Source organism: Sphingomonas sp. 179-A 2A2 NHS, from assembly GCF_045371305.1.
Classification (GTDB): domain Bacteria; phylum Pseudomonadota; class Alphaproteobacteria; order Sphingomonadales; family Sphingomonadaceae; genus Sphingomonas.
The window spans coordinates 131,019-154,283 of the sequence record NZ_JBIQDE010000001.1 but is presented as its reverse complement, the minus strand read 5'-3'; the positions used below and the strand labels follow the sequence as shown (position 1 = coordinate 154,283).

Genomic DNA, 23,265 nt, shown 5'->3' with positions numbered 1-23,265 from the left:
CTCAGCGCGCCCCCGTGTCGATCTTCACGTCAGTCGACAGCCCGGCGATCATCGCGCGCGGCGGCTTGCCGTCGATCGCGATCCGCACCGGCACGCGCTGCGTCACCTTCACCCAGTTGCCGTTGGCATTCTGTGCCGGCAGCACGGAGAATTCGCTGCCGGTGCCGGCCCCGATCGACTGCACATGGCCCGTCACCTTCAGCCCCGGATAGGCATCGAACGACAACTCTGCCGGCTGGCCGACGCGCATGTGGTCAAGGTCGGTCTCCTTGAAGTTCGCTTCCACCCACGCGGCGTCGCTGACCACCAGGCTCAGCGCCGGGACGCCGGACGGCGTGATGTTGCCAACCTGAAGCCGGCTCGTCTGGCTGACGACGCCGTCCTTGGGTGCGCGCACGGTGGTCCGTTCCAGGTTCATGGCTGCCTGTTCGCGCTTCGCCATCGCCACCTGGATCTGCGCCGGCATGCCCGATCCGCCACCCGATCCGATCTGCTGGCGTGCGCGTGCGGCCGCAGCCTGCGCCGTGGCGATCTTCGCCCGCGCCGCGGCAACGTCCTGCACCGCTGCGTCGAGGCTGGCGCGCGTCGTGAAGCCGCGCTTCATCAGCGCGTCCTGCCGCTCGTACGTCGCCTGTGCCAGCGTCAGCTCGGCGCGCGCACTCTCGATATCGGCGGCGGCGCTTCCGGTATCGGTGGCCATGGTTGCAACCTGAACGCGCGCCGCGGCAAGGTCAGCGTCGGCCTGTGCAAGGGCGATGCGGTAGGGTTCGGGGTCGATGCGGAACAATACGTCGCCCGCCTTCACCCGCTGGTTCTCGCGTACGTTCACCGCCACGATCCGGCCCGACACGTCCGGGCTGACCGATATCACGTCCTGCCGGACATAGGCGTTGTCGGTGGAGATGAACCGGCCCGACGTCAGGTAGAAATAGGCGCCCAGCGCCGCGATCAGCAGCGGCACGCCGAACAGCAGCAGCATCCGGCCCCAGCGCTTCTGGCGCGGCGCTTCTGCCGGCACATCCGGCGTCAAATCGATTTCGCTGTCGGCGACGAAGTCGCGCTTGGGATCGGCATCAGCCACGCGCCGCCTCCTCGGGAACTTGGGATTGTGCCGCCGCATCCGGCGCGGGATCGATAAGGTTCTGCCGGATCCGGTTCAGCGTCCCGGTCACCGCCTCAAGCTGCTCGGGCGGCACGCCGCGCAGCGCCTGCGCCATCAGGTCGGCCGCGGTGCAATGCAGCTCCTCGATGATTGGATGAGCCTTGTCGGTCAGGAACAGCTGCCATGCGCGGCGATCGTTCGGATCGCGCCGACGCTCCACCAGTCCGGCATCCTCCATCCGATCGATCATGCGACACAATGTGATCGGCTCGACTTCCAGCAGGTCCGCGAGGCCGCCCTGATTGATCCCGGCGTGCCGGCTGATCCCCAGCAACGCCTTCCACTGCGCACGAGTCGCGCCATGCTGCCGCGCCCGCTCGTCGAAACGCCGCCGCACGAGGCGTGCGGTATCACTGAGCAGGAACCCGAAACTATCTGCCATACTGCACGTATAGTAAGCATGCTTATATAATGGAAGGTCTGCCCCACTGCTCGATGCAACTTCTCCGCTTGGAGCAGCCGGCGGTCTGGAGCGTTCCGCCGCTTGAACTGTTGGACAAGGAGCCGCGGGGATGACGAGGATGACGGGCGGCTGCCAGTGCGGCCGTGTGCGCTATTCGGCGGAGGTCGAGAGCGACGAGGCATATCTCTGCCATTGCCGCATGTGCCAGCGCGCGACCGGCGGCGTCTCGATCGCCTTCGTCAACGTTCCGGTGGCCGGCGTCGAGTGGCAATCCGGCCCTGACTGGTATCAGTCGTCCCCGATCGCGCACCGGCCGTTCTGCTCCACCTGCGGCACCCCGCTCGGCTTCGCCTTCCTGGAGAACGGCGAGAACATCGATCTCACCGTCGGCAGCTTCGACGATCCTTCGCGCTTCCGCCCCGCGCATCATTACGCGGTCGAGAGCATGCACGAGGCGTGGATCGACACCCGCGACTTGCCACGGATGCGCAGTGAGGAGAATGAGAGCGTCAACCAACGCTGGATCGAGGCCTGTGGCAAAATACCCGACTGAGGCGCATCACTTCACCAGCTTCGATGGCACGCGGCTGGCCTGGCACGAACTGGGGGAGGGTCGCCCGATCGTCCTGATCCACGGCTATTTCTCGGACGCCCAGACGAACTGGGTGCGCTACGGCCATGCCGCCACGATTGCCGCCAAGGGTTACCGAGTGATCATGCCGGATCTGCGCGCACACGGAGAAGGCGACAAGCCGCACGATCCCGCCGCCTATCCGCCGGACGCGCTGACGAAGGACGGGCACGCCCTGATCGCGCACCTCAGCCTCACCGATTACGATCTTGGCGGCTATTCGCTCGGCGCGCGCACCACGTCACGCATGCTGGCCACCGGCGCCACGCCACGGCGCGTGATCTTTTCCGGCATGGGGCTGGAGGGGCTGACCAGCGCCGAACGTCGTGCCGATCACTTCCGCAACATCCTCACCAACCTCGGGAAGCATGAACGCGGCAGCCCGGCCTGGCTCGCAGAGGCATTTCTCAAGACCACTGGGGGCGATCCCGTCGCGCTTCTCCGCGTGATCGACACCTTCGTCTCGACGCCGCAGGATGTGGTCGCAGGCTTCACCCAGCCGACGTTGGTGGTGAACGGGGTCGAGGATTTCGACAACGGCTCTGCCGCGGATCTGGCGCGCCTGTTGCCGGATGCGCGCCTTGTCGAGATCCCCGGTGGCCATATGAGCGCGGTCACGAAGCCCGAACTGGGGCAGGCAATTGCGGAGTTCCTCGCCGCTTGACCGCACGTCCCGGTGGTTCCAGTTGTAACGAGATACGAAACACCGAGGACCCTTCATGACCCGCCCCCTGATTTCGCTCGCCGCTTTGGCGGCGGCCTTGGTCGTGCATCCCGCCGCCGCTCAGCAGGCCGCGCCGGCCACCGCACCAGCCGGCTCGCCGACCGTTGCGCAGGCCGATGCATTCGTTGCCGCGGCCGAGAAAGAACTTGCCGACGCAAGCGTCGATGGTGCGCGGATCGCCTGGGTCAACGCCACCTATATCACCGAGGACACCGACGCGCTCGCCGCAAAGTCGGGCGGTGAACTGACCGAGATGTCGGTGCGCCTCGCCAACGAGGCCGCAAAGTACCGCTCGCTCCCCGGCCTCTCCTACGACACCAAGCGCAAGCTCAACATCCTGGCGAGCGGCCTGACGCTGCCGGCGCCGATGCGCCCGGGCGCAGCGGAGGAACTGTCGACGCTCACGACGAAGATGTCGTCGTTCTACGGCAAGGGGCGCGGTACGCTGGACGGCAAGCCGATCAACGGCTCCGACATCGAGGCGGCCATGGGCGAGAGCCGCGATCCTGCCAAGCTGAAGGAAATGTGGGTCAGCTGGCACGACAGTGTCGGCGCGCCGATGCGCAGCGACTATGCCAAGATGACCGCGCTCGCCAACGAAGGGTCGGTCGAGCTCGGTTTCAAGGATACCGGCGCGCTCTGGCGGTCCAGCTATGACATGACGCCCGATCAGTTCGCCGCCCTGACGGACAAGCTCTGGAGCGAGGTGGAGCCGCTTTACAAGGCGCTGCACACCTATGTCCGCGCGAAGCTGAACGAGAAATATGGCGATGCGGTACAGTCGAAGACCGGCCCGATCCGCGCCGATCTCCTCGGCAACATGTGGGCACAGGAATGGGGCAACATCTATGACGTCGTCGCTCCCCCGGGCGCCGGCGACCTTGGCTATGACATCGGCGAGCTGCTGAAGGCCAAGCAGTACGATCCGGTTAAGATGGTGAAGACCGGCGAGGGCTTCTATTCCTCGCTCGGCTTTGCGCCCTTGCCTGAAACGTTCTGGCAGCGCTCGCAGATCGTGAAGCCGCTGGATCGCGAAGTGATCTGCCATGCCAGCGCGTGGGACGTCGACAATGTCGACGATCTGCGCATTAAGATGTGCACCAAGGTGAACTCGGATGATTTCATCACCATCCACCATGAACTTGGCCACAATTACTACCAGCGCGCCTACAATCAGCAGCCGTATCTCTACAAGAACGGCGCGAACGACGGCTTCCATGAAGCGATCGGGGACTTCGTCGCGCTGTCGATCACGCCCGATTACCTCGTGAAGATCAACCTGCTCGATCAGGCGAAGGTGCCCTCGCCGGACAAGGACATCGGCCTCCTGCTCCGCCAGGCGATGGACAAGGTCGCTTTCCTGCCGTTCGGCCTGCTGGTCGACAAATACCGCTGGCAGCTGTTCTCGGGCGAAATCCCCGCGGGCCAGATGCAGGGGGGCTGGGACAAGCTTCGGCTGCAGTATCAGGGCATCGTCCCGCCGGTCGCCCGTGACGAGACGAAGTTCGATCCCGGCGCAAAGTATCACGTGCCCGCCGCCGTGCCGTACACGCGCTATTTCCTCGCGCGGATCCTGCAGTTCCAGTTCTACGAGGCGGCCTGCCGCCAGGCGGGCTGGAAGGGGCCGCTCCATCGCTGCTCCTTCTTCGGCGACAAGGCCGTCGGCGCGAAGCTCGATGCGATGATGAAGATGGGGCAGTCGAAGCCGTGGCCGGACGCGCTGCAGGCGTTCACCGGTACGCGTGAAATGTCGGGCAAGCCGATGCTCGCCTATTTCGCGCCGCTGAAGAAGTGGCTCGACCAGCAGAACAAGGGCAAGCCGAGCGGCTGGTAATCCGACGCCCCGGGGCACCAGCCCCGGGGGCTTTAGGTTAGCTGCTCCCCCGGCCGGGGGAGCAGCAATCCGTCATTCCGGGATCACATTCTCGTCAGCGATCCCGGCCTCGAAGGATGCGGTGGCATCCTTGCCGTCCGGCATGTGCGCATGGCCGTGGTTCGGCGTTGCTGCGGCGGCCGCAGGCTCCTTGGCCGCCTCCGCTTCCTTCCCGTCAGCGCCTTTCTTGGGCGTCGAACCGCGCAGCGACAGCAGCGCGGCGGTCGCCGCCGCGCCGACCGCGGCCAGCCCACCAGCGATCGCGGCCTTGTTGCGCCAGCCGGCATCCTTCTTCGCCGGCTCGACGGCAGCGGCAGGCTTGGTGCGCCGCGGCTGCGGGGTCGCCCGCTTGCTGGAACGCGGCTTGGGCGGCACCTTCGTCGTTGCCTTGGTCGTCGCCGCGCCGCCGCTGGCGGCGCTTGCCGCCGCGGTCTTGCGGGCGCGCTTGGGGGCAGCAGGCTTGTCGGTCGCGGTAGCCGCCGGCTTCTTCGGCGCAGCGGCCTTGCGCGGCGCGCGGCGCGCCGGTGGCTTGGGCGATGCGGCGGGCGGCGTGTCGTCGTTCTCGGCCATGATCTGCTCCCCTTTGTCGAATGGATCGCGAACTAACGTCTCGACTGGCCGAAACGTTTCCTCGACGCAACGGGAGCCGCCCGCCGGCGCTGCTCAGCGGAACGGCGGCTCGTTGAACGCGCGCAGCTTGCGGCTGTGCAGCTTCTGCCCTTCGCGACGAAGCTCCTCGCACGTCTCGATCCCGATCCGCATGTGCTCGGAAATCGCACGCTCGTAGAAGCGGTTCGCCTGGCCAGGCAGCTTGAGCTCGCCGTGCAGCGGCTTGTCGGAAACGCACAGCAGCGTCCCGTAGGGCACACGGAAGCGGAAGCCCTGCGCTGCGATCGTCGCCGATTCCATGTCGATGCCCACCGCGCGGCTCAGCGAGAAGCGCAACGCCGAGCGCGAATAGCGCAGTTCCCAGTTGCGATCGTCGGTGGTCACGATCGTGCCCGTGCGCAGCCGGCGCTTCAGCTCCTCGCCCGATTGGCCGCTCACCGTCTCGGCCCCGCGCGCCAGCGCCTGCTGCACCTCGGCGATCGCCGGCACCGGAATTTCCGGCGGCAGCATGTCGTCCAGCACATGGTCGTCGCGCAGATAGGCGTGGGCGAGCACATAGTCGCCGATCCGCTGCGACGGGCGAAGTCCGCCGCAATGGCCGATCATCATCCAGGCATCCGGACGGGTAACGGCAAGGTGATCGGTGATCGTCTTCGCGTTTGACGGCCCGACGCCGATATTCACCAGCGTGATGCCGGTGCGATCCGGCGCCATCAGGTGATAGGCCGGCATCTGCAGTCGCCGCCACGCCGTGTCGTCCAGCATCGCGGGATCATCACCCGGCTTGAACAGCACGCCGCCCGGCCCGGACAAAGCGGTGAAGCGACTTCCTTCCGCCCCCACCTGCGCCGCCGCCCAACGGACGAACTCGTCGACATAGCGGTGATAGTTGGTGAACAGCACGTAACGCTGCACATGCTCCGGCGGCGTGCCGGTATAATGCCGCAGCCGCGCCAGGCTGAAATCGGTGCGCAGGCCATCGAACAGTGCGAGCGGCCGCGTGCCGTCGATCGACGCCCACAGGCCGTCGGCGATCTCGTCGCCGATATGCGCCAGCTCGGTCGCCGGGAAGTGCCGCGTCAGTTCCGCCGCAGAAACCTCGTCGAGGCTCAGCGCGTGGCCGGCATCGATCACATAAGGGAAGGGAATCTCGGTTGCGCCCGGCACCGCGGAAACGGTGACGTCATAATCCTCCATCAGCAGCGTCAGCTGCTCGACGAGATAGTCCGCGAACAGCCCCGGCTTGGTGACGGAGATGCGGTATTCGCCCTCGGTGACGAGCCGGCCGTAGGAGCGCAGCGGGGCAGGGCGATCCATGCCGCCGCGGAAGCTCAGCCGGATCTCCGGGTAAGCGAACGATCCGTCCCGCCGCGACTCGGGCGATGGCGGGGTGCCGGTTCTGATATAGGTGTCGAGGGCCGCTTGAAGGCGCGCCACTGCGCCGGTGTAGAGCCGATCCAGTTCGGCAACGATCTCATGTGCAGTCATCGCGGATGGTTAGGTCGGGTCGATGACTCTGGCAAGACAATGCCCCCCGCCGCGCCAGCTACGGCCGACACGGCGGAAGGGACAATGGTCAGCCCGCGTGCGATCCGTGGCTGGACTGGCCGTGGGATCCGCCAAGCTTGCTTGCTGCAAACGCTGCCCCGCCGACGGCGGCGGCAACGCCGGCGACGATGCCCGCCGCCGCATAGGGATGGCTTTTCACCTTCTCCATCGTGGACGATGCGGCGGCCGTCATCTTGTCGCCGGCGCCGCTCGCCGCGTCACGGGCGCGTTCGGTCAGCGAACCCGTGTCTTCGGACCCGGAGTGGGATGCTCCGGTCTTGTTCTGCGATGCGTTGGTCATGGCATGAACCTCCTGTCAGAGCCGCCAGACCAACGCCTCGTTTTGTCAGAGGTTGCCGAGCAGGTGGTCGGCCGAGCTCACCTTGAACTCGCCGGGGGCCTCAACATTGAGCTGCTCGACGACGCCGTCATTGACGACCATCGAATAGCGCTGGCTGCGCTTGCCCATGCCGAACTTGGAGCCGTCCATGGTCAGCCCCAGCTGCTCGGCGAAGTCGCCGTTGCCGTCCGCCAGCATGGTGATGTCGCCGGCATTGGCGGACTTGGACCAGGCACCCAGCACGAACGGATCGTTGACGGAGGTGCAGACCACTTCGTCGATGCCCTTCGCCTTCAGCTCGTCACCCTTCTCGACGAAGCCCGGCAGGTGCTTGGCGGAGCAGGTCGGCGTGAACGCACCCGGCACGGCGAACAGCGCCACACGGCGGCCCTTGAAGAATTCTTCGGTATCCACCGCTTCCGGCCCATTCTCGGTCGCCTTCACGAGGGTCGCCTTGGGCAGCTTGTCGCCGACGTTGATCGTCATCTCTGAATGTCTCCTCAAGCGCGCAAAGGTGCGGCGGCGGCTACGTCGCAAGGCTCGCCTGTGTTTTCAAGCGTGGCGATGCGCGCCGCTGCGGCCTAGATAGAAGTCATGGAAACCTCGAGCTTTCTCACTGGTCAGTTCCTTCTCGCCATGCCCGGGATCGGTGATCCGCGCTTTCAGCAGGCGGTGATCGCCGTCTGCGCCCACGATGCGAAGGGTGCGCTCGGCATCGGGATCGGCGCGCAGATCGCCGGGCTGGGGCTTCATGACGTGCTGAAGCAGGTCGATATCGATCCCGGCGACACTCCGGATGCGCCGATCCATTTCGGTGGGCCGGTGGAAACGCGTCGCGGCTTCGTCCTCCACACGCTGGACTGGGGCGGCCAGGACACGATCGACGTGGCGGGCAAGTGGGCGCTGTCCGGCACGCTCGATGCGCTGCGCGCCATCGCGAGCGGCAACGGTCCGTCGCGCTGGCTCGTCGCGCTCGGCTATGCCGGCTGGGGCGCCGGGCAGCTCGACGAGGAGATGACCCGTCACGGCTGGCTCAACGTCAGCGACGATGATGCGATGCTGTTCGATACCGGGATCGCGGATCGCTGGACGCGCGGCTTCAACGCCGCCGGCATCGATCCACGCCTCCTCGGCACGCAGAGCGGGCACGCCTGAGGGCACCGCCCGCGAACGTCGCAGCCGGCGCTGACGGGGCGGCGGGACGAGTGACAAAGCAGATATAAAGATATCTTTATATTTGTATTCGATGCCGCGCCCGATTATGTGGCGGGCATGTCGGCCGGTGATATGCCTTGGTCGGCGTCACTTTCCTGGAGACCCGTTGTGGCCACCGTTCTCGATCGCCCCACCACTGATTATGTCATCAAGGACATCGGCCTTGCTGATTTCGGCCGCGCTGAAATCAACATCGCCGAAACCGAAATGCCCGGCCTGATGGCGCTGCGTGAGGAATATGGCGCGTCGCAGCCGCTGAAGGGCGCACGTATCACCGGCTCGCTGCACATGACGATCCAGACCGCGGTGCTGATCGAGACGCTCGTCGCTCTCGGTGCCGACGTGCGCTGGGCGACCTGCAACATCTTCTCGACGCAGGACCATGCCGCTGCGGCGATCGCTGCCGCCGGCATCCCGGTGTTCGCGGTGAAGGGCGAGAGCCTCGCCGACTATTGGGATTATGTCGGCTCGATCTTCGACTGGGATGACGGCAACGGCCAGACCGCCAACATCATCCTCGACGACGGCGGCGATGCCACCATGTTCGCGCTGTGGGGCGCGAAGCTCGAGCGCGGCGAAAGCTTCGGCGAGCCGGAGAACGCCGAGGAAGTCGAATTCCAGCGCGCGCTGAAGGCGTTCATCGCCAAGAAGCCGGGCTATCTCACTGAGACGGTCAAGAACCTGAAGGGCGTCTCGGAAGAGACCACCACTGGCGTTCACCGCCTGTACGAGATCGCCAAGAAGGGCGAGCTGCCGTTCCCCGCGATCAACGTCAACGACTCGGTCACCAAGTCGAAGTTCGACAACCTTTACGGCTGCAAGGAATCGCTGGTCGACGCGATCCGCCGCGCGACCGACGTGATGCTCGCCGGCAAGGTCGCCTGCGTCGCCGGCTTCGGTGACGTCGGCAAGGGCTCGGCCCAGTCGCTGCGCAACGGCGGCGCCCGCGTGCTGGTGACCGAGATCGACCCGATCTGCGCCCTGCAGGCGGCGATGGAGGGCTTCGAGGTCGTGACGATGGACGAGGCGGTGAAGCGCGCCGACATCTTCGTCACCGCGACCGGCAACGCCGACGTGATCACTGCCGATCACATGAAGGCGATGAAGCCCATGTCGATCGTCTGCAACATCGGCCACTTCGACAGCGAGATCCAGATCGCGGCGCTCGACAATTACGAGTGGACCGAAGTTAAGCCGGGCACGGATCTGGTGAAGTTCCCGGACGGCAAGCAGATCATCGTGCTCGCCAAGGGCCGCCTTGTGAACCTCGGCTGTGCCACCGGCCACCCGTCTTTCGTGATGAGCGCCTCGTTCACCAACCAGACGCTCGCTCAGATCGAGCTGTGGACCAAGGGCGAGAACTACAAGAACGAAGTGTACGTGCTTCCGAAGCACCTCGACGAAAAGGTCGCCGCGCTTCACCTCGAGAAGCTGGGCGTGAAGCTGTCGAAGCTGACGCCGAAGCAGGCCGGCTACATCGGCGTGCCGGTGGAAGGCCCATTCAAGCCGGACCATTACCGCTACTGATTGCTCACGCGATCGCGCGAAACGACAAAGGGGCGAGCCGCAAGGCCCGCCCCTTTTTCTTTGTCACACTATGAGGGCGGACTCAGCCGCGAAGCACGTGCCCCAGACGCTGTCGCCCGGGACACGCTCTTCAGGCGATAATCAGCCAGCCGCCTGCACCATCACCCGCTGGCCCTCGGCCTCGACCACCGCATCCTTCACGGCGGCGAGGTATCCCGCCACGTCACCCGCGCTCGACGGCACCGCCTGGCGTAGCGTGATGAAGCCATGGATGTTGCCCACTGCCTCGCGGTACGTCACCGGCACGCCCGCCAGCACCAGCGCGGCGGCATAGGCGCGGCCCTGGTCGCGGATCGGGTCGAGCCCGGCGGTCACGATCACTGCGGGCGGCAGGCCGACGAGGTTGCCGATCATTGGCGAGCCGCGGAAGTGGGTGAAGTCCGCCTGATAATGGTCGGCGAACCAGATCATCGTGTCGCGCGTCAGCAGGAAGCCTTCGGCATAATCGTTGAACGAGGGATATTCCTTGTTCATGTCCGCCGCCGGATATATCGGGGCCTGCACGATCACCGGCACGGCGGCGGGCTCGTCGCGCAGCGCCATGGCAGTGGTGATGGTCAGCGTGCCGCCCGCGCTGTCGCCGGAGAGGACGAGGCCGGTCGCGGTCCGCCCAAGCTCCGCCGGGTTAGAGGCAACCCAGCGTGCTGCCGCCTCGCAATCTTCTGGTGCGGCGGGCCATTTCGCTTCCGGCGCCAGGCGATAGTCGACCGACACCACCGGCAGGTCCAGCTGCCGCGCCATCTCGGCGGTGAAGCTCGCGTGGGTGTCGATGTTCCCGATCACGAAGCCGCCGCCGTGGAAGAACACCACCACCGGGCCCGGTTCGCGGCTCTCGCGCGGATCGAACAGGCGCGCCGGGATGTCGCCCGCCGGCCCCGGGATGGTGAGGTCCCGGATCGTCGCCAACTCGCCCAGCGGCAGGTCGGCCACGTCCTTCATCGCAAGGTACATCGCGCGCGCCGCTTCCGCGGTGCCCTCATGGGTTTTCGGGCCGGGCACGCTGTTCAGATAATCGAGGAAACCGCGCACGTCGGGGCGTACATAGGGCCCGTCGGACGCTGCATTTCCAGTGCCAGCATCGCGGATCAGCGTGTCGGTCATGCCGTAACTCTCCTCAGGTTCGCTTTTGCTACCTATCTTGGCGCAGATGATCGCCGTCGTCCATCATGCCGATTACGTCGTGGAGGCGCCCGCACGCACTGGTTACCGCTGGGGCAAGAACGGTGCGATCCGTGACATTCTGGTCAGCGAAGGGCAGGGGATCGCCTGGCATGTGCCCGATCCGGCGCCGCGTGGCTGGCTGGAGGCGGTCCATGATCCGGCCTATGTCGCCGAGGTGCTCGCCGCCGCCGTTCCGCGTGAGAAGGAAAGGCGCATCGGTTTCCCGGTCACGCCGATCGTCGCGCAGCGGGCGCAGCTCGTTCCCGGTGGCACGTACCATGCCGCGCGGCTCGCCCTTGCCAATGGCTTTGCCGCCAACACCGCCGGCGGCAGCCATCATGCGCTCGCCGACACCGGTGCGGGCTATTGCGTGTTCAACGATCTCGCCGTCGCTGCCGCGCGCTTGGCCGCGGAAGGCGTTCGCGTCCTCGTCGTCGATGTCGACGTTCACCAGGGCGACGGCACCGCCGCGCTGACCGCGGGCCAGCCGAACATCGCCACTTATTCGATCCACGCCGAAAAGAACTTCCCCGCGCGCAAGGCCCGTTCGACGCTCGACGTCGCGCTTCGCGACGGCACCGGCGACGAGGAGTATTGTGATACGCTCGCTCACACGCTCGCGCCCCTGATCGATCAGGTCGCGCCTGATCTCATTCTCTACCAGGGCGGCGTGGATCCCTTTGCGGGCGATCGGCTCGGCCGACTCGCGCTCACCGATGAAGGGCTGGCGCGCCGCGACGAGGTGGTCGCGACGCTCGCGCTCGCCCGCCGTATCCCGATCGCCAGCACGGTTGGCGGTGGATACGGTGATGATGTCGTCGCGATCGCGCGTCGCCATGTCGACGTGATACTGCGGCTTGGTCGCATCTATGAAAAAGCGTGGGTTGCAGCGACGCGGGATCATTCTACCTTGGTTTCAAGGGGCCCCGGCGCGTAACAGCGCCTCATCTAGGGAAGTCTGCAGGAAAACATATGGCGACCGCCGCCCATGAAGTGACGCCGCAAGAGGCGTCGTCCAATCCGCCCGCCGAGTCGATGGTTGTCCGTTTCGCGGGCGATTCGGGTGACGGCATGCAGCTCACCGGGGGCCAGTTCACCCTGTCCACCGCGCTCGCCGGTAACGACCTTGCGACCTTCCCGGATTTCCCGGCGGAGATCCGTGCGCCGCTCGGTACCCTGTTCGGGGTCAGCGCCTTCCAGATCAATTTCGGTTCGACCCAGATCGAAACCGCCGGCGACGAACTCGACGTGCTGGTCGCGATGAACCCGGCAGCGCTCAAGACCAACGTCCAGGCGCTTCGCCCCGGCGGCCTCATCATCGCCGACGAGGGCGAGTTCAGCGAACGGAATCTCGCCAAGGCGAAGTACGATGCGAACCCGCTCGACGACGGCAGCCTTGGCAAGTGGCAGGTCATCCGCCTCAACATCTCGCAACTGACGCTCGATGCCGTGAAGCCGTTCGGCCTCGGCAACAAGGAAGCGCTGCGTTGCAAGAACATGTGGACGCTGGGGCTCGCGCTCTGGATGTTCGATCGTGATCGCGCGCCGCTCGTCGATTGGCTCAAGAACAAGTTCGCTAAGGCGCCGACGCTGGCAGAGGCGAACATTGCGGCATTGAACGCCGGCCATGCTTATGGCGAGACGGCGGAGCTTGCCGGCCCGATGAAGCAGCATGCGCTTCCGGCCGCCCCGGCGGAGCCTGGCCTTTACCGCACCGTCACTGGCGCGGACGCGATCAGCCTCGGCCTCGTTGCCGGCACGCAGCTTGCCGGGCTGAAGATGTTCTTCGGCGGCTATCCGATCACCCCCGCCTCGGCGATCCTTCACGCGCTCTCGCGCCTGAAGGAATATGGCGTCACCACCTTCCAGGCGGAGGACGAAATTGCCGCGGTCGCCAGCGCGATCGGCGGCAGCTACGCCGGCCAGCTCGGCGTCACCTGCTCCTCGGGCCCCGGCATTGCGCTGAAGACCGAGGCCATCGGCCTTGCGATCATGACCGAGCTGCCGCTCGTCGTCGTCAACGCGCAGCGCGGTGGGCCGTCGACCGGCCTTCCCACCAAGACCGAGCAGTCGGACCTCTACCAGGCGGTGTACGGCCGCAACGGCGATGCGCCGCTGCCGGTGATCGCCGCGCGTTCGGCGTCGGATTGCTTCGAAGTCGCGATTGAGGCCGTGCGCATCGCCACGACCTACATGACCCCGGTCATGCTGCTGACCGATGGCTATCTCCAGAACGCGGCCGAGCCGTGGAAGGTGCCGGACATCAGCACGCTCGAGCCGTTCCCCAAGGCCTTCCTCGAGGAAGCGCCGGAGGAGGGCTTCAAGCCGTTCGGTCGCGACGAGAAGGGCGCCCGCCCGTGGGTGAAGCCCGGCACGCCCGGCCTGCTCCACCGCATTGGCGGCATCGAGAAGGCGGTCGGCACCGGCAACATCGATTATTCGCCGGCCAATCACCAGGCGATGACCGAGTCGCGCCGCGACAAGGTGGCGAACATCAAGGTGCCGGATCAGCAGGTCGAAGTGGGCGAGACGAGCGGCAAGCTCGCGGTCGTCGGCTGGGGCTCCACCTTCGGCCCGATCCACCAGGCGGTGCGCCGCATGCGCCGCCGCGGTTATGACGTCAGCCACATCCACCTGCGTCACATCTGGCCGATGCCGGCGAACCTGGGCGCGCTGCTCAAGGGCTACGACAATATCCTCATGCCGGAGATGAACACGGGCCAGTTGAAGACGGTGCTGCGCGATCAGTTCCTGGTCGATGCAAGGCCGCTCAACAAGGTGTCGGGTCAGCCCTTCCGCATCGCCGAGATCGAGGCCGCCATCGCGACCTTCTTCGATGACGTGGCGGGCAACGAAGGCGGCACGCTGCCGGCCGACCAGACGCAGCTTCCCGAGCCCGCGTCCGGCCACGACGATGGCTCGCTGCGCGATGTCCACTCGCCGCAATCGGCATGATCATGGTGGTTGAGAAAACGCGCTATCGCCTCAACTTCCTCAACATTCGCTGCAAGAAGGCAGTTCGATGAACGACATGACTCCCATCGTCGCGACGAAGCCCAAGGACTGGGAAACCGATCAGGAAGTCCGCTGGTGCCCGGGCTGCGGCGACTATGCGATCCTGAAGGCGGTGCAGCGCACCATGCCGGAAATCGGCGCGCGCCCGGAAAACACCGTTTTCGTCAGCGGCATCGGCTGCTCGTCGCGCTTTCCGTACTACATGGAAACCTACGGCTTCCACACCATCCACGGCCGTGCGCCGGCGGTGGCGACGGGCGTAAAGCTCGCCAATCCGGAACTCGACGTGTGGATCATCACCGGTGACGGCGACGCGCTGTCGATCGGCGGCAACCACACGATGCACCTCATCCGCCGCAACCTCGATTGCCAGGTCCTTCTGTTCAACAACGAGATCTACGGCCTGACGAAAGGGCAGTATTCGCCCACCAGCCGCGTCGGCACCCAGTCGCCGTCGACGCCGTTCGGCTCGGTCGATCGCCCCGCGAACCCGTGCGCCTTCGCGCTCGGCGCCGGCGCGCGCTTCATCGCCCGCGGGATCGACGTGCACAAGAACCTGCCGAACGTGCTGAAGGCGGCCTATGCCCATAAGGGCACCGGCTTCGTCGAGATTTTCCAGAACTGCATCGTCTACAACGACGACGTGTTCGCGCCCTTCGCGGCGAAGCCCAATGCCGGGCCGAACCAATTGTGGGTCGAACACGGCAAGCCGCTGCTGTTCGATGGCGGCAAGAAGGGCCTCGCCATGGATGGCGAGCGCCTGACGCTCAAGGTCGTCGACGTGGCGGATGACGATTGGCAGTCGGCCGGCGTCATCGTCCATGACCAGACGAACCGTGGCCTCGCGCACATGCTGGTGGAAATGCCGTTCGGCGCGTTCCCGATGGCGCTCGGCGTGATCTTCGATGATCCCGCGCCGACGTTCGAGAGCGCCGTGGTCGAACAGAACGCTAGGGCGAGCGAAGGCAAGAAGCCCGATCTCCAGAAGCTGCTCTCCAAGGGGCAGACGTGGATGGTCGACAAGCAGCCGCACGTCATCTGATCCTGTTTCCGCGTCGCCGCCGCCAACCGGTGCTGCGGCGCGGAACATCATTCCTGAGACGGGCGTAGAGCAGCGATGCCAACGCTGCTCTGGCTCCGCCAGGATCTCCGCCTCCACGATCAACCCGCCTTATGCGCCGCCGCCGCGGCCGACGCGGTCATTCCGGTCTATGTCCTCGATGATGAGGGCCCCGGGGACTGGCGCATCGGCGGCGCGCAACGCTGGTGGTTGCACCACAGCCTCACCGCGCTCGACGACGCGCTGCGCGAAAAGGGCAGCCGCCTCATCCTCCGCCGCGGCCCCGCCGCCGAGGTGCTGAAGGGGCTGGCGAAGGAGACTGGCGCGACCGAGATCCACGCCATTCGCCATTATGAACCCTGGTGGCGCGCGGCAGAGGAAGAACTGGGCGGCCTCCTCACCCTGCACGACGGCAATCACCTGCGTCCGCTGCGTGATGTGACCACCGGGGCAGGCGGGCAGTTCAAGATCTTCTCGTCCTTCTGGAAGGCGCTGTCCGCGACGATGCCACCGGAAGATCCCATGCCCGCGCCCGACAGGATCCCGGCACCCGGCCATTGGCCAAAGAGCGACACGCTCGCCAGCTGGAAGCTGCTTCCCACCGCGCCGAACTGGGCAAAGGGCTTCGAGATGTGGTCGCCCGGCGAGGAAGGGGCACAGGACGCGCTCGACGCTTTCGTGTCGATCAGCACGGATTACGAGGAGCAGCGAAACCTTCCCTCCACCGAAGGCACCTCGCGCCTCTCGCCCCATCTTCACCACGGCGAGATTTCGCCGCGAACGGTCTGGGCGGCGCTCAGCGGGCGGAGTGCCGGCGTGCAGTCCTTTCGCCGCGAACTCGCATGGCGGGATTTCACCTCGGGCGTGATCCTCGCGCTGCCACGATACGCCGACGAGAACGGCCGGCCGCGCTTCGATCGGCTTAAGTGGCGCCGCGCGCCCAGTGAGCTGAAGGCGTGGCAGCGGGGCTGCACCGGCTATCCGATCGTGGACGCCGGCATGCGCCAGCTGTGGGCAAGCGGCTGGATGCACAATCGCGTGCGGATGATCGCCGCCAGCTTCCTGGTGAAGCATTTGCTGATCGACTGGCGCGAAGGCGAACGCTGGTTCTGGGATACGCTGGTCGATGCCGATTACGGCAACAACAGCGTGAACTGGCAGTGGGTCGCCGGCACGGGCACGGATTCGAACATGTTCGGCCGCATCATGGCGCCGCTTGCCCAGTCTCAGAAGTTTGCCGCCGGCGACTATATCCGCCAATGGGTGCCCGAGTTGCGGGATCTGCCCGACGCGACGATCCACGATCCGGACGCTGCGGGCTGCCGCCCGGATGGCTATCCGCCGAAGATCATCGGTCACCGCGAGGCACGCGAGCGCGCGCTTGCGGCGGGGCGCGCGGTGCGCTGACCCTCTTTCGTGCGGGCTGCGCCCGGTGCATGAGCGCAGGCGATGCATGGCATGGTCGATCTTCCCGCCGCGGGCGGTGTGTGGGCGCGCCGTATGGCGCCCGTGTTCCACCGGATCCTCGATCGGATCGACGCCGGGCTTGAGGAGGGTGCGATCGAGGCCGCTCTTCCTGATGGCACCCGGCGGCTGCTCGGCGGTCGGCGCGATGGCCCGCTTGCCATCGTCACGGTCACCCGCTGGCGCGCGCTGCGCCGGCTAGTGATGGGCGGTTCGATCGGCTGGTATGAAGCCTGGGCGGCCGGCGACTGGTCCAGCCCAGATCCCGTCCCGCTGTTTGATCTGTTCATGCGAAACCGCACGACGTTGGGCAACGTCGCGCGCGCAAAACGCGGCGCCCGCTTGGCGGCGCGCGCAATGCACCTCCTGCGCCGCAACGACCGCCGCAACGCACGCCGGAACATCGCGGCGCATTACGATCTCGGCAACGACTTCTACGACGCCTGGCTTGATCCATCGCTCACCTATTCGAGCGCGCTGTTTGCCGGCGATGAACCACTCGAGGGCGCCCAGCGCCGCAAGATCGACGCCATACTTGACCGCGCAGCCGTGCCGGCGGGCGGGACGCTGCTCGAAATCGGCTGCGGCTGGGGCGCCCTCGCCGAGGCCGCCGCTCGCCGCGGCATCAAGGTGCGCGCGATCACCCTTGCCGCGGAACAACAGCGCTTCGTGGCCGAGCGCACCCGCGGCCTGCCGGTGGCCGTTTCGCTCACCGACTATCGCGACGTCACCGGCCAGTATGACGCGGTCGCCTCGGTCGAGATGGTGGAGGCGGTGGGCGAAGCCTATTGGCGGGATTATCTCGCGGCCGTCTCTGGCGCCCTCAAACCCGGTGGCCGTGCCGCGATCCAGTTCATCAACATCGCGGACGATATCTGGCCGGCTTATTCGACGAACGTCGACTTCATTCAGGCATACGTCTTCCCCGGCGGCATGCTGATCAACGAGCCGCGGTTCCGGGGGCTGGCCGAAGCGCACGGGTTAAGCTGGCAGGATCGCCACGCCTTCGGACTGGACTATGCCGAGACGCTTCGATTGTGGCGCGAACGCTTCGACACTGCGGTGGCGGAAGCGCGTTTGCCATCGCGCTTCGACGCGAAGTTCATTGATCTTTGGCGCTATTACCTGATGTATTGCGAAGGGGGCTTTCGAGGCGGCGGAATCGACGTCGTGCAGATCACCCTCGTGAAGGAGGGGGAATGAAGCACGCCATCTGGTTGACGCTCGGGGCCTTGGCGCTGGCGAGCTGCGCCACCACGTCCGCCCAGCCGCAAGAGGGAACAGCCCAGGCCCAAACCGCCGGTGTGCCGATCACCGATGCCAACCGAGCCAAGCTGCAACAGGTCGGCGCGGAAGTGCTGTTCTGGTCGCAAGAGCAGCGAGACCAGAACTTCCCGCACATGGAAAGCTTGTTTCCCGGCCACGTGGTGAGGGCCGGCCGCAAGCCCTTGGCACTGCCTGCTGGCCCGCCGCTCCCCGTGCCCGCCGGAGAGGTGGACGCCTTCATCGCGGCGAACAATGTCGCCGGCCTGATCGTGATACAGGACGGCGCTGTCCGCCTGGAGCGTTACGCGCGCGGGCTGACCCGCGATGGTCGCTGGACGAGCTTCTCGGTCGCCAAGTCGTTCACCTCGACGCTGGTCGGCGCCGCGATTCGAGACGGCTTCATCAAGTCGGTCGACGAACCGGTAACCAAATACATCCCGGATCTGGCCGGCAGCGGCTATGACGGGGTCACGATTGCCGAGTTGCTGACGATGACGTCAGGCGTGAAGTGGAACGAGGATTATACCGATCCGCAGTCGGACGTGGCGCGGATGTTCTCGGTCGCTGTGCCACCGCGGATGGACCCAACCGTCGCTTATATGCGTACGCTGCCGCGCGAGAGCGCGCCTGGCGCCAAGTGGGTGTACAAGACGGGCGAGACCAACCTCATCGGCGTGCTGGTCGCCAATGCCGTGAAGAAACCCCTGGCCACGTATCTCAGCGAGAAGGTGTGGCAGCCCTACGGCATGGAGCGGGACGCCTTCTGGATGGTCGACGCCACGGGGCGCGAAGTGGCGGGCTGCTGTCTTTCGGTGTCGTTGCGTGACTATGCCCGGATGGGCCAGCTCGCGATGCAGGGCGGGGCAGGGATTGTTCCGCCGGGTTGGTTCGCTGACGCAACCAAGGCAAATGCTTCCACCGGTCGCCCCGGCTTCGGCTATGGCTATCAATGGTGGACGTACCCCGAAGATCGCTTCGGCGGAGTTGGCATCTTCGGCCAGAGCATCACCGTCGATCCGAAGACGCGCACAGTGATCGCAATGGTCAGTGCGTGGCCGAAGGCAAGCGACCCGGCCTTGAGCCAGGCACGCCACGCCTTCCTGGATCGGTTGTTCGCCGCAGCGCGTGGGCGCTGACTGGCCGGATCAGGCCTCGACGCGCTCGAAGTGGCCGGTCTCGAATCCGGAGACTGCCAGGGAGACGATCCGCTCCGCAACCTTCTCCGGCGGCTTCACCGATGCGGGATCCTCTCCCGGATAGGCGCGCGCACGCATATTGGTGCGGGTCGCGCCAGGGTCGACAACCGCTGTACGAACGCGGCTAATTTCGTGCATCTCGTCGCCATAAGCGCCCAGCAATGTCTCAAACGCTGCCTTTGAGGCGCCATAAGCGCCCCAATATGCACGGGGTTTCCGGCCCACGGAGGATGTGATCCCGATCACTTTCCCCGCCTGCGACTGGCGCAGCATCGGGTCGAACGCCTGGATCAGGGCAACCTGCGCGGACACGTTCAGCGTCAGTACGGAGGCCAGTTCCTTAGGATCGATCGCCGGCACCGCGGCGAGCGAGCCGAGCGTTGCGGCGTTCAGCACCATCAGGTCCAGCGCTTGCCAGCGCTCGCCGATCGCCAACGCAAGCCGGGCGATTGCATCCTTCTCGGTCAGGTCCAAAGGCGCGATCGTGGCGGAGCCGCCGGCATCGAAGATCGCCTGCTCAACGTCCTCAAGCGCCTTGGCGGTACGCGCGGTCACCACGACGTGTGCGCCCTGTGCCGCGAGGGCAATCGCGGTCGCGGCGCCGATCCCGCGGCTTGCGCCAGTGACGAGCGCGAGCTGGTTCTGAAGTGGCTTGTTCAAGATCGTGACCCCGAAGTTGTTCCGGGATCGAGCGCCCCGTGAACCCTTATCTGCGACTAGTGCGGCACGCCCGCTGTCGGGACAAGCCCGATCAGCCCGGCGCTGCTATGGCGCGTCAGGCGACGCGCTCCTCCAGCATGGCGAACTGATCGACCTCGCCGATGTCGTCGTGATCGGTCAGCGTGGTGGGATAATCACCGGTGAAGCAGGCGTCGCAATAGCCCGGGCGAACGGCAGCGCGTTTTGCTTCGCCCAATGCCTTGTACAGCCCGTCGATCGAGATGAACGCGAGGCTATCCGCATGGATAAAGTCGGTCATCGAACCTAGGTCATGAGTCGCGGCGAGCAGTTTGGCGCGCTCCGGTGTATCGACGCCGTAGAAGCAGCTGTGCTTGGTCGGAGGGCTGGCGATCCGCATGTGGACTTCCGCCGCCCCAGCCTCACGCATCATCTGCACGATCTTCAGGCTCGTCGTGCCACGTACGATCGAATCGTCGATCAGCACGACCTTCTTGCCGGCGATCAGCGCACGGTTTGCGTTGTGCTTCAGCTTGACACCCAGGTGGCGGACCTTGTCGCCGGGCTGGATGAAGGTGCGGCCAACGTAGTGCGAACGGATGATGCCAAGCTCGAACGGTATGCCGCTTTGCTGCGCATAGCCGATCGCCGCGGGCACACCCGAATCGGGCACTGGAATCACCAGATCGGCATCGACCGGCGATTCAATGGCAAGCTGCTGCCCGATCGACTTGCGCACCGAATAGACGGAGTGATCGTCCACGATCGAATCTGGGCGCGAGAAATAGACCCACTCGAAGATGCAAGGCCGGGGCGCCAGCGGGGCGAAGGGACGGACCGAGCGGGTTTCCGTGCCCTGGACGATCACCAGTTCACCGGGCTCGACCGAGCGGACGAATTCGGCGCCAACGACGTCGAGGGCCACCGTCTCGCTGGCAAAAATCACCGAATCGCCGAGCTTGCCCATCACGAGCGGGCGAATGCCGAGCGGGTCGCGACAGGCGATCATCCCCTCCGGCGTCATCACGATCAGCGCGTAGGCGCCTTCCACCTGCTTCAGCGCATCGATGAATCGATCGAGCAGGGTGCGGTAATTGGACGTCGCGACGAGATGGATGATCGTCTCGGTGTCGCTGGTCGACTGGAAGATGGAGCCGCGGCGGACGAGCTCGCGGCGCACCTTCATCGCATTGGAGATGTTGCCGTTGTGCGCCACCGCAAAGCCGCCGCTCGCAAGCTCCGCGTACAGCGGCTGGACGTTGCGCAGTGCCGTCTCGCCAGTGGTCGAATAGCGCACGTGCCCGCACGCGACCGAACCCGGCAAGCTGGCGATCACCGCCTCGCTGTCGAAATTGCCGGCAACGTGGCCCATCGCTTTCTTGGTGTGGAAGTTCGTGCCGTCGAAGCTGGTGATACCGGCGGCTTCCTGGCCGCGGTGCTGCAGGGCATGAAGCCCGAGCGCCACCAGAGCAGCAGCGCCGTCGGAGCCGGACACTCCGAAAATGCCGCACTCCTCGTGCAGATGGTCATCGTCGAAGGGATTTGTAGTCAGCATGGTGATTGGGGGCTCACGTCGTGCGCGGCCCATATAGCGACTGTCGCCGAAATGTCATGGGCTTGGAGCGATTGGCGGGCCGAAGGGTTCTGGCGGGAGGATACAGGAGGCGGTGATGCCCAGGAACCACGGCGCACAGATCAAGGACGACAAGCTGTACGAGGACCTTCGAAAGAAGGGCGAGTCGAAGGAAAAGGCGGCGCGGATCGCCAATGCCAAGGCCGCGGGCACGCTCGATCATCGCGGCCGCCGCCTCGAGGACCGGACCAAGGACGATTTGTACGAGGAGGCGCAGGACATCGGCATCGAGGGCCGCTCCAAGATGAGCAAGGCTGAGTTGGTCGAAGCGATCCGCAACCACAAATAAGCGAAGGGTGCCCGGGGGCATCTGTCCCCAACTGGCATGGCCGGTGGCGCGCACGTAAACAGCGCGCTTCGATCCCGAGCTTAGCCTCTGTAAGGAGGCCATATGTCAGACCCTCGCGAAGCCGGAAGCATCCTCGATCCCAAGTACGATTCGGCGGGCCTCGTCACGGCAGTGGTAACTGCCAGCGAGACCGGCGAGCTTCTGATGGTCGCCCACATGAATGCGAAGGCACTTGCTGCCACGCGGGCGACGGGCAAGGCGACCTTCTGGTCGCGTAGCCGCCAGTCCCTGTGGGTGAAGGGCGAGACGTCCGGCAACGTCCTCAACGTCCGCGAGATGCGGATCGACTGCGATCAGGACGCGATCTGGATCATCGCCGATCCCGTTGGGCCTGCCTGTCACACGGGCGCGCGCTCGTGCTTTTATCGGCGGATAGGGCCTGATGGTCTGGAGCCGGTCGATTGAAGAACGGCGGCGTTGCAGCGCTGCTTCTGCTTGCCCTGTTGAGCTGTGAGAGCCCGGCTCCCAGCGATTCGGGCGGCAATGCAGCCGGGGGCATGCTGGAACGCGCCGCCATGGAAGGGGGGATTGTCGCGGATCCATCGGTCATCGACCCGGTGGGTGCCTACGCATCCGAGACCGACCGCGTATGCGTCATTCGCGCTGATCGACAGATGCGGCTTGCCGCTGTCGTCGATTATGGCGAGGGCCATGGATGCGCGGCGCGAGGGGTGGCCACCGGGCGGGTGCGCCTGCGCGTCGATCTCGGCGAAGATTGCCGGTTCGAGGCGCGTTTCGACGGGGAGCGGCTCTTCTTCCCCGCCGCAGTGCCTGCTGCATGCGATAGAAAGTGCACCGGTCGAGCCTCGTTTTCGGCGCTCAATGCTCCGCGCTTGAGCGGCGTGGAGAGCGAAGCGCGCGCAATGCGCGGCCCAAACGGTCAACAGCTTTGCAATTGACGTTCACGTAAGCGGAACGTACCTAGCAACGATTATGTCGGTTGCAGCAGCCTTCGACTCGATCCCCCCACGCGAGGATCGCTCGCATTTCACCATCACGGATTTGGCGGTGGAATTCGGCGTCACGCCTCGCGCGCTTCGCTTCTACGAGGATGAGGGGCTGATCGCACCCGATCGCCGTGGAACGGCACGCATCTATTCGCATCGCGATCGCGCCCGGCTTGCCTGGATTTTGCGTGGAAAGCGTGTGGGGTTCAGCCTCGCCGAGATCCGCGAGATGATCGACCTCTACGACATTGGGGATGGCCGGAACACGCAGCGCGCCGTGACGGTCGCCCGCTGCCGCGCGCGGATTGAGGCACTTGAGGCGCAAAAGCGCGACATCGACGCCGCCATCGCCGAACTCGACCAGTTCGTTCAATTGCTTGACCAGTCAGATCAGAAGGACTGAT

The 23,265-nt window shown here is 65.8% G+C and carries 24 protein-coding genes; 15 read left to right on the top strand and 9 right to left on the bottom strand.

Going from position 1 to position 23,265, the window contains the following annotated elements; genetic code table 11:
* Position 1: 1 nt before the first annotated feature.
* Both ACH0AE_RS00765 and ACH0AE_RS00760 read right to left on the bottom strand, forming a co-directional pair.
* On the bottom strand, positions 2-1,081 hold the full coding sequence (locus tag ACH0AE_RS00765) for an HlyD family secretion protein (RefSeq protein ID WP_406875375.1): 1,080 nt from the start codon (positions 1,079-1,081) through the stop codon (positions 2-4).
* Positions 1,074-1,544 (bottom strand): MarR family winged helix-turn-helix transcriptional regulator, encoded by a 471-nt coding sequence (locus ACH0AE_RS00760; RefSeq protein WP_294443121.1) that lies wholly within the window; start codon positions 1,542-1,544, stop codon positions 1,074-1,076. The genes ACH0AE_RS00765 and ACH0AE_RS00760 overlap by 8 nt, the downstream gene beginning before the upstream one ends.
* 130 nt (positions 1,545-1,674) lie before the next feature.
* Here ACH0AE_RS00760 and ACH0AE_RS00755 point away from each other — a divergent pair, with 130 nt between their 5' ends.
* From ACH0AE_RS00755 to ACH0AE_RS00745, 3 genes are read left to right on the top strand one after another with little or no spacing between them, the layout of a single operon-like run.
* A complete protein-coding gene (locus ACH0AE_RS00755; RefSeq protein WP_294443123.1) occupies positions 1,675-2,118 on the top strand; it encodes a GFA family protein in 444 nt (147 codons plus the stop codon).
* The gene (locus ACH0AE_RS00750) at positions 2,099-2,860 is read left to right on the top strand and encodes an alpha/beta fold hydrolase (protein ID WP_294443124.1); all 762 of its coding nucleotides are present in this window, start codon (positions 2,099-2,101) and stop codon (positions 2,858-2,860) included. The genes ACH0AE_RS00755 and ACH0AE_RS00750 overlap by 20 nt, the downstream gene beginning before the upstream one ends.
* 55 nt (positions 2,861-2,915) lie before the next feature.
* The gene (locus ACH0AE_RS00745) at positions 2,916-4,754 is read left to right on the top strand and encodes a M2 family metallopeptidase (RefSeq protein WP_294443125.1); all 1,839 of its coding nucleotides are present in this window, start codon (positions 2,916-2,918) and stop codon (positions 4,752-4,754) included.
* A 72-nt stretch (positions 4,755-4,826) separates the two neighbouring features.
* Here the strand turns inward: ACH0AE_RS00745 and ACH0AE_RS00740 are convergent, their stop codons facing one another.
* The 4 genes from ACH0AE_RS00740 to ACH0AE_RS00725 form a co-directional block, all read right to left on the bottom strand.
* A complete protein-coding gene (locus tag ACH0AE_RS00740; RefSeq protein ID WP_294443126.1) occupies positions 4,827-5,363 on the bottom strand; it encodes a hypothetical protein in 537 nt (178 codons plus the stop codon).
* A 93-nt stretch (positions 5,364-5,456) separates the two neighbouring features.
* Positions 5,457-6,890: an AMP nucleosidase gene (locus ACH0AE_RS00735; protein WP_406875374.1), complete on the bottom strand. Its 1,434-nt coding sequence runs from the start codon at positions 6,888-6,890 to the stop codon at positions 5,457-5,459.
* Between the two features lie 88 nt (positions 6,891-6,978).
* A complete protein-coding gene (locus ACH0AE_RS00730) occupies positions 6,979-7,251 on the bottom strand; it encodes a hypothetical protein (protein ID WP_294443128.1) in 273 nt (90 codons plus the stop codon).
* Positions 7,252-7,296: 45 nt separating this feature from the next.
* The gene (locus ACH0AE_RS00725; RefSeq protein WP_294443129.1) at positions 7,297-7,776 is read right to left on the bottom strand and encodes a peroxiredoxin; all 480 of its coding nucleotides are present in this window, start codon (positions 7,774-7,776) and stop codon (positions 7,297-7,299) included.
* Between the two features lie 108 nt (positions 7,777-7,884).
* Between ACH0AE_RS00725 and ACH0AE_RS00720 the strand changes: the two genes are divergently transcribed.
* Together ACH0AE_RS00720 and ahcY are read left to right on the top strand one after the other, a co-directional pair.
* Positions 7,885-8,445, top strand: coding sequence for a YqgE/AlgH family protein (locus ACH0AE_RS00720; protein WP_294443130.1), 561 nt, complete (start codon positions 7,885-7,887; stop codon positions 8,443-8,445).
* Between the two features lie 168 nt (positions 8,446-8,613).
* The gene (ahcY, locus tag ACH0AE_RS00715) at positions 8,614-10,032 is read left to right on the top strand and encodes an adenosylhomocysteinase (RefSeq protein WP_294443131.1); all 1,419 of its coding nucleotides are present in this window, start codon (positions 8,614-8,616) and stop codon (positions 10,030-10,032) included.
* Positions 10,033-10,173: 141 nt separating this feature from the next.
* On the opposite strand, the gene ACH0AE_RS00710 is transcribed toward ahcY, so the two are convergent.
* On the bottom strand, positions 10,174-11,193 hold the full coding sequence (locus ACH0AE_RS00710) for an alpha/beta hydrolase (RefSeq protein WP_294443132.1): 1,020 nt from the start codon (positions 11,191-11,193) through the stop codon (positions 10,174-10,176).
* 46 nt (positions 11,194-11,239) lie between these two features.
* Here ACH0AE_RS00710 and ACH0AE_RS00705 point away from each other — a divergent pair, with 46 nt between their 5' ends.
* The 6 genes from ACH0AE_RS00705 to ACH0AE_RS00680 all read left to right on the top strand — a co-directional run bounded on the left by ACH0AE_RS00705 (position 11,240) and on the right by ACH0AE_RS00680 (position 19,194).
* Positions 11,240-12,190 (top strand): histone deacetylase, encoded by a 951-nt coding sequence (locus ACH0AE_RS00705; RefSeq protein ID WP_294443133.1) that lies wholly within the window; start codon positions 11,240-11,242, stop codon positions 12,188-12,190.
* Positions 12,191-12,225: 35 nt separating this feature from the next.
* Entirely contained in the window at positions 12,226-14,208 is a 1,983-nt protein-coding gene (locus ACH0AE_RS00700; protein ID WP_294443134.1) for a 2-oxoacid:acceptor oxidoreductase subunit alpha, read from the top strand.
* A 67-nt stretch (positions 14,209-14,275) separates the two neighbouring features.
* The gene (locus ACH0AE_RS00695) at positions 14,276-15,310 is read left to right on the top strand and encodes a 2-oxoacid:ferredoxin oxidoreductase subunit beta (RefSeq protein ID WP_294443135.1); all 1,035 of its coding nucleotides are present in this window, start codon (positions 14,276-14,278) and stop codon (positions 15,308-15,310) included.
* Positions 15,311-15,385: 75 nt separating this feature from the next.
* Positions 15,386-16,735 carry a deoxyribodipyrimidine photo-lyase gene (locus ACH0AE_RS00690; protein ID WP_294443136.1) on the top strand — a complete coding sequence of 450 codons (1,350 nt, stop codon included), beginning with the start codon at positions 15,386-15,388 and terminating at the stop codon, positions 16,733-16,735.
* Between the two features lie 51 nt (positions 16,736-16,786).
* Positions 16,787-17,995: a cyclopropane-fatty-acyl-phospholipid synthase family protein gene (locus tag ACH0AE_RS00685; protein ID WP_294443137.1), complete on the top strand. Its 1,209-nt coding sequence runs from the start codon at positions 16,787-16,789 to the stop codon at positions 17,993-17,995.
* The gene (locus ACH0AE_RS00680) at positions 17,992-19,194 is read left to right on the top strand and encodes a serine hydrolase (protein ID WP_294443138.1); all 1,203 of its coding nucleotides are present in this window, start codon (positions 17,992-17,994) and stop codon (positions 19,192-19,194) included. The genes ACH0AE_RS00685 and ACH0AE_RS00680 overlap by 4 nt, the downstream gene beginning before the upstream one ends.
* A gap of 9 nt (positions 19,195-19,203) precedes the next feature.
* Here the strand turns inward: ACH0AE_RS00680 and ACH0AE_RS00675 are convergent, their stop codons facing one another.
* Positions 19,204-19,917: an SDR family NAD(P)-dependent oxidoreductase gene (locus ACH0AE_RS00675; RefSeq protein ID WP_294443160.1), complete on the bottom strand. Its 714-nt coding sequence runs from the start codon at positions 19,915-19,917 to the stop codon at positions 19,204-19,206.
* 112 nt (positions 19,918-20,029) lie between these two features.
* Positions 20,030-21,487 carry an amidophosphoribosyltransferase gene (gene purF / locus ACH0AE_RS00670; RefSeq protein WP_294443139.1) on the bottom strand — a complete coding sequence of 486 codons (1,458 nt, stop codon included), beginning with the start codon at positions 21,485-21,487 and terminating at the stop codon, positions 20,030-20,032.
* Positions 21,488-21,602: 115 nt separating this feature from the next.
* Here purF and ACH0AE_RS00665 point away from each other — a divergent pair, with 115 nt between their 5' ends.
* From ACH0AE_RS00665 to ACH0AE_RS00650, 4 genes are all read left to right on the top strand, one after another.
* Positions 21,603-21,854, top strand: coding sequence for a Rho termination factor N-terminal domain-containing protein (locus ACH0AE_RS00665; RefSeq protein WP_294443140.1), 252 nt, complete (start codon positions 21,603-21,605; stop codon positions 21,852-21,854).
* Positions 21,855-21,956: 102 nt separating this feature from the next.
* On the top strand, positions 21,957-22,319 hold the full coding sequence (gene hisI, locus ACH0AE_RS00660; RefSeq protein WP_294443141.1) for a phosphoribosyl-AMP cyclohydrolase: 363 nt from the start codon (positions 21,957-21,959) through the stop codon (positions 22,317-22,319).
* The gene (locus ACH0AE_RS00655; protein ID WP_294443142.1) at positions 22,316-22,813 is read left to right on the top strand and encodes a hypothetical protein; all 498 of its coding nucleotides are present in this window, start codon (positions 22,316-22,318) and stop codon (positions 22,811-22,813) included. Before hisI ends, ACH0AE_RS00655 begins: the two co-directional genes overlap by 4 nt.
* Before the next feature lie 34 nt (positions 22,814-22,847).
* Positions 22,848-23,264, top strand: a complete 417-nt coding sequence (locus ACH0AE_RS00650; protein WP_294443143.1) for a MerR family DNA-binding transcriptional regulator — start codon at positions 22,848-22,850, stop codon at positions 23,262-23,264.
* Position 23,265: the final 1 nt, after the last annotated feature.